Here is an 8,075-nt window from a genome sequence, read left to right on the forward strand (position 1 = left end):
TCTCCTAGGTCTGAGGGTGGTCTGCCGCGTTCTCGACGAGGGTGTGCCAGATCGTGCGGCGCCGCGGTTTGCCGCTCGGGGTGCGCGGCAGGGCGCTGCGCGCCACCTCGAGCACGAGGGCGTCGGCTCCCGGGACCGCGCGCCGCAGCACCCGGCGTACGGCGTCGTCCGTGGCCGCGCCCGGCCTGCCTGCGCCGGTGCCGGTCCCGGTGCCCGCGCCGGTGCCCGCGCCGGTGCTGGTGCTGATCCCGGTGCCGGTCCCGGCCCCCGTCCCGGCCCGGGTCCCGGCGCCGGTGCCGGCTCCGGTTCCCGTTCCGGTTCCGTCCTCGGCGACCAGGGCGGCGACCGGGCCGGTGGCGTCCTCGCCGAGCACCACGACGGCACGCGGTGGCAGCAGACCTGCCCGGCCGAGGATCTGCTCCACGTCCTCCGCGAACACCCACTGGCCGCGCACCTTGAGTCCGTCCCCGATCCGGCCGTGCACGAAGAGCTGTCCGTCGGCGAGGAACCCGGCGTCGCCGGTGCGCAGTTCGCCGCCGGCGATGCGGGTGTCGCGGTCGTCGCCGCCGAGATGGCCGAGGGCCAGCTGCGGTCCGCGTACGGCGATCTCGCCGACCGTGCGGTCCGGCAGGTCCCGGCCGTCGTCGTCGACGATCCGCACGGTGGTGCCGGGCAGCGGGACACCGCAGCCGACCACCGACTTCTCCTCGGTCCACTGCTGTCCGTGCCGAAGGCCGGTGACGGCGAGCGAGGCCTCGGCCAGCCCGTAGGCGGGCAGCAGTGCACCGCGGCGCAGTCCGTGCAGACCGAGCAGCGCGTGGAAGTCGCGCAGGGTGGCGGGCGGGATGCGCTCGGCGCCCACCACGAGGGACTGCCAGCCGGAGAAGTCCAGGCCGGTCAGGTCCTCGGGGCGGACCTTACGCAGGATGTGATCGAGGCCGAAGGCGGGGGTGGCGCTGATGGACGCGCCGCGCAGGCCGAAGCAGCGCAGATATTCCAGCGGCTGCCGGACGAAGGCCTCGGGCGGCAGCAGCCACAGCTCGTCCTGGGCGAGCACGGCGCCGAGCAGGCAGCCGACGAGTCCCATGTCGTGGTGCACGGGCAGCCAGCTGGCCCACACCGTGCCGGGCCCGGCCCGGAGCCAGTCCCGGATGGTGGAGACGTGGCCGGCCAGCGCGGCGGCGTCGAGGGCGACACCGCGCGCACGACCGCCGGATCCGGAGGTGAACTGCACCAGTCCGCGCGTGGCCGGCGCCCGGCCGGGACCGGTGTCCCGCTCGTGTGCCGGGTCCAGCAGGCTCGCGCTGCGCAGGACGGGTATGTCCGCCGGGAGGACCTGTCCGGGATCGCGGTCCGTGATCACGGCGCGCGGCCGGGCGGCGGTCAGGAGTGCGGACATCCGGTCGTCGTAGCCCACCGCCGTGGGCGCTCCGGTGACCGGTGGTGCCAGCGGTGCCGGAGTGGCACCGGCCAGCAGGACGCCGAAGTACGCGGCGAGGAAGGCGGGTGACGAGGGCAGCACCAGGGCGACGACGTCGTCGCGGCGCACTCCCGCGTCGGTGAGCGCATGAGCCGCCCGGCGGCTGAGCCGGGCCAACTCGGCATAGCTGTACCGGCGCCAGCCTCCTTCCCGCGAACCGAAGTTCACGCCTGTGCGAGTGCTCGGCGCTTCGAGCCAGGTGAGCAACGTGGTGACGGACACGGCCGGTTCACCTCCGATCCGCCGTGGACCTCGGCGAGCGTAGAGGCCCCCTGTGACAGGCCGGCCGATGCTGTTGGGTGTCTTTCATCCGCCCCGGACCCGTGTGCGCGGTGATGGATGCTGGTGTCCTCACCGCGCGGGATCTCGCGCGGACGCCCGCCCCCGGCGCTGCCGGGTGGCCCTGCCGGCCGTGCCGGGCGTCTCGTCGAGTCCCCCGGTGGCCCGCGCCGCCCACGGCCCACCGGGCCGGGGCGCACCGCACCGCGCGGCACGTCGATAGGGAGGCGTCGCATGCTGGAAGGCTTCGTACCGTGGCCCGCCGAGTTCGCCGAGCGTTACCGCGAGGAGGGTTACTGGCAGGGCCGTACCCTGTACGACCTGCTGCGGTCGGCGGAGCGCGAGCACCGGGAGCGCACCGCCGTGGTGGCCGGGGACGTACGCCTGACCTTCGGCCAACTCCTCCGTCAGGTGGATGAGTTGGCGGCCGGACTGCACGGGCTCGGGGTGCGCGCCCGGGACCGGGTGGTCGTGCAGCTGCCCAACCAGGCGTCCTTCGTCGGCCTGAGCTTCGCGCTGTTCAGGCTGGGCGCCGTGCCGGTGATGGCGCTGCCCGGGCACCGCCGCAGCGAGATCGTCCACCTGTGCCGGCACGCGGACGCGGTCGCCTATGTGGTGCCGGACCGCTTCCAGGGCTTCGACTACCGGGTGCTGGCCCGGGAGGTGCGTGCCGAGGTGCCGGGGCTGCGTCATGTCCTGGTGGCGGGCGAGGCCGCGGAGTTCACGCCGCTCGACGAGGTGCGCGCCGCCCCGCTGGACCTGCCGCCGGTCGACCCCTCGGAGGTGGCGCTGCTGCTCCTGTCCGGTGGTACGACCGGGCTGCCCAAGCTGATCCCGCGCACCCACGACGACTACGCCTACAACGCGCTGGCCTGTGCCCGGGCCCTGGCCATGGATGAGCACGGGGTGTATCTCGCGGCCACCCCCGTGGCCCACAACGCCGCGCTCGGCTGTCCCGGGGTGCTGGGGACCCTCCTCGTCGGCGGCAAGGCGGTACTCGCCGCGAACCCGAGCCCGGACGAAGCCCTGCCGCTCGTGCTGCGGGAGGGCGTCACACTGACCACGCTGGTGCCGCCGCTGGTGATGATGTGGCTGGCGGATCCCGAGGTGGCCAAGGCCGACCTGTCGGGGCTGCTGCTGCAGGTGGGCAGTTCCAAGTTCCAGCCGGAGGTGGCCCGTCGGGTGACCGCCACCCTGGGATGCCGGCTCACCCAGTGGTACGGCATCGGGGAGGGACTGCTCACCCACACCCGGCTGGACGATCCCGAGGACGTGGTCCTCACCACCGAGGGGCGCCCGCTGTGTCCCGCCGACGAGGTCCGTGTGGTGGACGAGGCGGGACGGGACGTACCACGGGGCGAGGTGGGCGAGTTGCTGACGCGCGGCCCGTACACGATCCGCGGGTACTACCGGGCTCCCGAGCAGAACGCCCGGGCGTTCACCCCGGACGGGTTCTTCCGCACCGGCGACCTGGTCCGGCTGACGCCCGAGGGGAACCTGGTGGTGTCGGGGCGGGTGAAGGACATCATCCACCGGGGCGGCGACAAGGTGTCGGCGGAGGAGGTGGAGAGCCATCTGCTGACGCATCCCGCCGTACGGGACGTGGCGGTGGTCGGACTGCCGGACGAGCGGCTCGGTGAGCGGGTGTGTGCCTTCGTGGTGCCGTCGTCCCCGTCCGGTGACGGGCAGCCGCTGCGGCTCGCGCGGCTGAAGGCCTACCTCGCCGAGCGCGGACTGGCCACCTACAAGATGCCCGACCGGCTCGAACTGGTGGAGGGCTTCCCCAAGACACCCGTGGGGAAGGTCGACAAGAAGGCGCTGCGGGCCCGTGGCGAGGACTGAACGGCCGCGAACCGAGGAAGTGCTGTTGCGGGCCGTGCTGCCTCCTTGGGCGTACGGCGCGGCCCGTGCCGGCGACGCGGCGCCGGGTGAGCTGTTCGCGTCGGAGGCGACCGTGTGCGCGGACGCCGGGCCGCGCCGCCGGGCCGAGTTCACCGCGGGGCGCTGGTGTGCGCACCGGGCGCTGGCCGCGCTGGGCGGGGCACCGGCGGCGGTGCCCCGCGGCCCGCGTGGCGCACCGGTCTGGCCCATGGGTGTGGTGGGCAGCATCACGCACTGCGCCGGGTTCCGGGCGGCCGCGGTCTGCCGGTCCCGCGACGCGTCGGGGCTGGGGCTGGACGCCGAGCCGGCGGAACCGCTGCCCGCTCGCGTACGCGCCCGGATGCTGACCGCGCGGGAGACCGCGCTGGCCGATGGGATGCGGCGTCGGTTGCCCCGGCTGCCCGTGGACCGCCTGCTGTTCAGCGCGCGCGAGGCGGCCTACAAGGCCTGGCCTCCCGCCGGGACGGGGCCCCCGCCGTTGCGCGCCCTGAGCGTCGAGTCGGTCACCGAGCCGGGACCCGGTGCGCCTGCGGGCGATTTCGTGGTGCGGCTTCCGGACGGGTGGGCGCCGGGCGATCCGCGGCTGCACGGCAGGTGGCACGCAGCGGCGGGGCTGCTCGTGACCTGTGTGGTGATCGCACGACGGCCGCCCGGGCGATGAGTGTCGCGCGGGTCCCGGCCCGGGCCGGGACCGGCCGGTCACGACAGGTCGGGATGCGCCTCCAGCACGTAACCGCGTCCCCACACGGTACGGATGGAGAGTCCGAGCGGTTGGATCCGGTCCCTGATCCGCATCATGTGCAGATCGAGGGCGTTGCGTGTTCGGGAACCGCTGACCTGTCCGAGCCTGAATCGCAGCGCCTCGCGTGGCACCACCTCGCGGTAGCGGGCCACGAGCAGTTCCAGCAGCTCCGCCTGGGTGGGTGAGACGGTCACGGAGCGGGAGCAGAAGTGCAGTACGCCGCTCTCGTCCAGGTAGGGCAAGCGGTTCATCTGGTACCTGCGGCTCAGGGCGTCCACCCTGGCCTGCAGGTCATGGGCCGGGATCGGCGCCCGTACCCAGTCCTCGCAGACGTCCTCACATATCGGGGCCGCCGCGCCCGCTTCGACGACCAGTATCCTGGGCAGGCCCTTGGACCGACATCGGTCACGTAATTCACGCTGTGCCGGCCATCGCAGGAGCCGGACTTCTTCACGTGCCAACTACGCGCTCCCTCCACGCGCTTGCTGATGCAGCACACACCGGCCCCCGTGACTCTTGTCGCCGGAAATTCGAGCAGCGTTCAACGGGCGTCCGAAGAACGCCAGTCGGGCACGCACAACCGTACTGCCGAATCCGGCGGATGAAACGATTCCGCCCTGCCCTCGTCCGGGCCGGATCAGGTATGCACCAATGCTCGCGCACCGGCGCACCACCCGAGAGATGGTTTAGTTTCGAATGAAATTTCCCGGCGCCGGGACTCGCCGGCCCGCAGGCGGCGGCGCACCGACCAGGACTTCGCCGAACCATGGCGTGACCACACGTACACGGCCATCACTCCCCCGTGGACAACCGAATGATGATCAAGTCCTGCCGGGAATTCGGGTCGGGGCCGCACGACGGCAGCTTCGAACCGTCCGGTTCCCCCTGAATTTCCCACAGCCAATGTACGGTCCGGGAGCTTTGCCGTCGGTCAAATCTGTCAGTTGTGTTTCGGCCAGGTTCAGCGCAGCGCGACGGGGACACTGCGATAGGAGCGGAAGGTGACGCTCTGCCTGCGGACGACGTCTCCCGCCGCCTTCAGCGCCGGCGCGTGCCGCAGCAGCCAGCCGATCGCCGCCTGCCCCTCGATCCTGGCCAGATTGGCGCCGAGACAGTGGTGGGCGCCGCCGCCGAAGCTGAGGTGGGGGTTGGGGGTACGGGCGATGTCGAGCCGACCGGGGTCGGCGAAGCGGCGCTCGTCGTGATTGGCCGAACCCAGCAGCAGGACCAGTACCCGTCCGGGCCGCACGGTCCGGCCGCCCACCTCGACCGGTTCCCGCACCAGGCGCGCGGTGGCCTGGATCGGAGCGTCGTAGCGCAGGAACTCCTCCACCGCGCTCGGCAGCAGGCCCGGGTCGTGCCGGAGCCGGGCGGTCTCCTCGGGATGGTCGAGCAGCGCCGCGAGGCTCGTGGCGATGAGGTTGGTGGTGGTCTCGAACCCGGCGAAGAACAGGAACACCGTGTTGTCGACGATCTCCTCGGCGGTCAGCCGGGCGCCCGGCTCCTCTGCGTCCTCGGCGACGATCATCCGGGAGAGCAGATCGTCCCCCAGTGACGCACGCCGTTCGCGCAGCAGTTCGCCGATGTACTCGCGCAGCCAGGCCACCGCCCCGTGGGCCGCTGCCCGGTCCTCTTCGGCCACGTGGAGGGCGAAGGCCTTGGCGAGGTCGATGGCGTGCGGGCGCACCAGGTCCCGGTCGACGGCCGGTATGCCCACCAGTTCGCACACCACGGTGACCGGGAGCGGGAAGGCCAGTTCGGTGACCGCGTCGAAGCCGCCGCGCTCCAGGGCGGGGCGGAGCAGCAGGTCGACCTGCTGCTCGATGTAGTCGTGCATCCGCTGCAGCAGGCGCGGGCTGAAGGCCTGCACCATCAGCCGCCGCAGCCGCGTGTGGTCCGGCGCGTCCCGGTCGAGGAGGATTCGCTGGAAGAACGACTGGGCGGGTCCCTCACCCGTGCTGAATTCGTGGTACTCCGGGGGGTATTCGTGGCTGAGGCGGCGATCCCGCAGCAGCGGCGCGACGTCGTCGTACCGGCTCACCACCCACTGGCCAGGGCCGCCCCGGCTCAGACCTCCGGAGGCGCGCAGCTCCGCGTAGATCGGATAGGGGTCCCTGAGTACGGCGGGGTCCCTGGAATCGAATTTCAGCGGCAGATCGGAAGACATTCCACTCCCCCAGATCGAGAAATTCCTCCGGCTCGCGCACCCTACCACCGGACGAACACGGTCTCGGCCCCCCGGAACAGGACTTCAGCAGTGCGCGCAATTCCCTGTCCAACCCCTTTCAGAAACCACGATGAATACCGGTGGACCAGGCATCCTCTGCCCTGTGACCGAGGCAATGGACACGCAACTTCCCAGGTTCGTCCTGAGCGATCCCGAATTCCTGCGAGATCCTTATCCGGTCTACCGGGAACTGCGGGAACGGGGGCCGCTGTGCCGGGGCGGCCCCGCCCAGTGGGTCGTCACCCGCCATGCGGAGGTCTCCGCTCTGCTGCGCGACCGCCGGCTCGGCAGGGAGTTTCCCGAGGAGTTCCAGAACATGTCGGTGGGCCCGGGGCCCGCGGTGGACTTCCTGCGGCGCATCATCATCGACCGGGATCCCGAGGAACACACCCGGCTGCGCCGGCTGCTGAGCCGGGCGCTGAGCCCGCCGCTGGCGCGCTCGCTGGCGGAACCGATCGCCGCCATGACCGACGACCTGCTCGAGCGCGCCGTGACCGGCGGAACCTTCGACGCGGTCCGGGATCTCGCGCAGCCCCTGCCGGTGCTGGTCATGAGTACCCTGCTCGGCATCCCGCGGGAGGACCGCGCCGCGGTGATGGAGCGCTCGATCGACGTCTCCAAGGCGTTCGCCGTCTTCATTCCGGAAGCGGAGCGTGCCGCCGCGCACGCGGCGGTCGTGTGGCTGCGGGACTACTTCCGCGATCTGATGCGCCGGCGCCGGGCCCGGCCGGGCGACGACCTGCTCACCGCCATCGCCATGGCGCAGGAAGGCGACTGGCGGCTCACCGAGGAGGAGGCCGTCGACAACACGCTGTTCCTGTACTACGCCGGCTTCGAGACGACGACGAACCTGATCGCGACGGGCTGTGCCGCCCTGGCCCGCCATCCGCAGGAGCAGACCAGGCTGCGCGCCGACCGCTCGCTGCTGCCGGCCGCGCTGGAGGAGTTCCTGCGCTGGGACGCCCCCATCCACACCACGACCCGGCTCACCCTGGAACCGGTCGAGGTGGGCGGACGCACCCTGCGCCGGGGCCGGGTCGTGGTCCTGCTGCTGGCATCCGCCAACCACGACGAGCGGCGGTTCGCCGACCCCGGCCGGCTCGACGTCGGCCGGCATCCCAATCCGCACCTCAGCTTCGGCGGCGGGGCCCACCACTGTCTCGGAGCCATGCTGGCCCGGGTGGAGGGCATGGCGGTGTTCGGCCGGCTCCTCGACCGGTTCGCGCGACTCGAACCGGCGGGGCCGGAGGACTGGCAGCCCAGTGGGGGCGGCTTCCGCTTTCCCTACTGCGCCTATCGGAGCATCCCGATCAGCGTCCGCTGAGTACGCGAGACGGGGGGGGGGGGGGGGGGGGGGGGGGGGGGGGGGGGCCGGCCGGGGGGGGGGGGGGGGGGGGGGGGGGGGGGGGGGGGGGCCGGGGCCGGGGCGCCGCCCCGGGGGGGGGGGGGGGGGGGGTGTGGGGCGG

At 72.7% G+C, this 8,075-nt stretch carries 6 protein-coding genes; 3 read left to right on the forward strand and 3 right to left on the reverse strand.

What is annotated here, in order from left to right:
- Positions 1-4 precede the first annotated feature (4 nt).
- On the reverse strand, positions 5-1,702 hold the full coding sequence (locus ACGFT2_RS07150) for an AMP-binding protein (protein ID WP_393274371.1): 1,698 nt from the start codon (positions 1,700-1,702) through the stop codon (positions 5-7).
- 291 nt (positions 1,703-1,993) lie between these two features.
- Here ACGFT2_RS07150 and ACGFT2_RS07155 point away from each other — a divergent pair, with 291 nt between their 5' ends.
- Both ACGFT2_RS07155 and ACGFT2_RS07160 read left to right on the forward strand, forming a co-directional pair.
- Positions 1,994-3,601, forward strand: a complete 1,608-nt coding sequence (locus ACGFT2_RS07155; RefSeq protein WP_393274373.1) for a (2,3-dihydroxybenzoyl)adenylate synthase — start codon at positions 1,994-1,996, stop codon at positions 3,599-3,601.
- On the forward strand, positions 3,588-4,301 hold the full coding sequence (locus ACGFT2_RS07160) for a 4'-phosphopantetheinyl transferase (RefSeq protein ID WP_393274375.1): 714 nt from the start codon (positions 3,588-3,590) through the stop codon (positions 4,299-4,301). The genes ACGFT2_RS07155 and ACGFT2_RS07160 overlap by 14 nt, the downstream gene beginning before the upstream one ends.
- A 38-nt stretch (positions 4,302-4,339) precedes the next feature.
- Here the strand turns inward: ACGFT2_RS07160 and ACGFT2_RS07165 are convergent, their stop codons facing one another.
- Together ACGFT2_RS07165 and ACGFT2_RS07170 are read right to left on the reverse strand one after the other, a co-directional pair.
- A complete protein-coding gene (locus tag ACGFT2_RS07165) occupies positions 4,340-4,843 on the reverse strand; it encodes a winged helix-turn-helix domain-containing protein (protein ID WP_393274377.1) in 504 nt (167 codons plus the stop codon).
- 500 nt (positions 4,844-5,343) lie between these two features.
- A complete protein-coding gene (locus tag ACGFT2_RS07170) occupies positions 5,344-6,549 on the reverse strand; it encodes a cytochrome P450 (RefSeq protein ID WP_393274379.1) in 1,206 nt (401 codons plus the stop codon).
- 163 nt (positions 6,550-6,712) lie between these two features.
- Between ACGFT2_RS07170 and ACGFT2_RS07175 the strand changes: the two genes are divergently transcribed.
- Complete coding sequence (locus ACGFT2_RS07175) at positions 6,713-7,933, forward strand: cytochrome P450 (protein WP_393274381.1); 1,221 nt, start codon at positions 6,713-6,715, stop codon at positions 7,931-7,933.
- Positions 7,934-8,075: the final 142 nt, after the last annotated feature.

The organism is Streptomyces sp. NPDC048514, from assembly GCF_043199955.1.
Classification (GTDB): domain Bacteria; phylum Actinomycetota; class Actinomycetes; order Streptomycetales; family Streptomycetaceae; genus Streptomyces.

Bases quoted from the DNA above. Each gene is read 5' to 3' on its own strand.
- ACGFT2_RS07170 (WP_393274379.1), bottom strand. From the start codon at position 6,549: ATGTCTTCCGATCTGCCGCTGAAATTCGATTCCAGGGACCCCGCCGTA.
- ACGFT2_RS07155 (WP_393274373.1), top strand. From the start codon at position 1,994: ATGCTGGAAGGCTTCGTACCGTGGCCCGCCGAGTTCGCCGAGCGTTAC.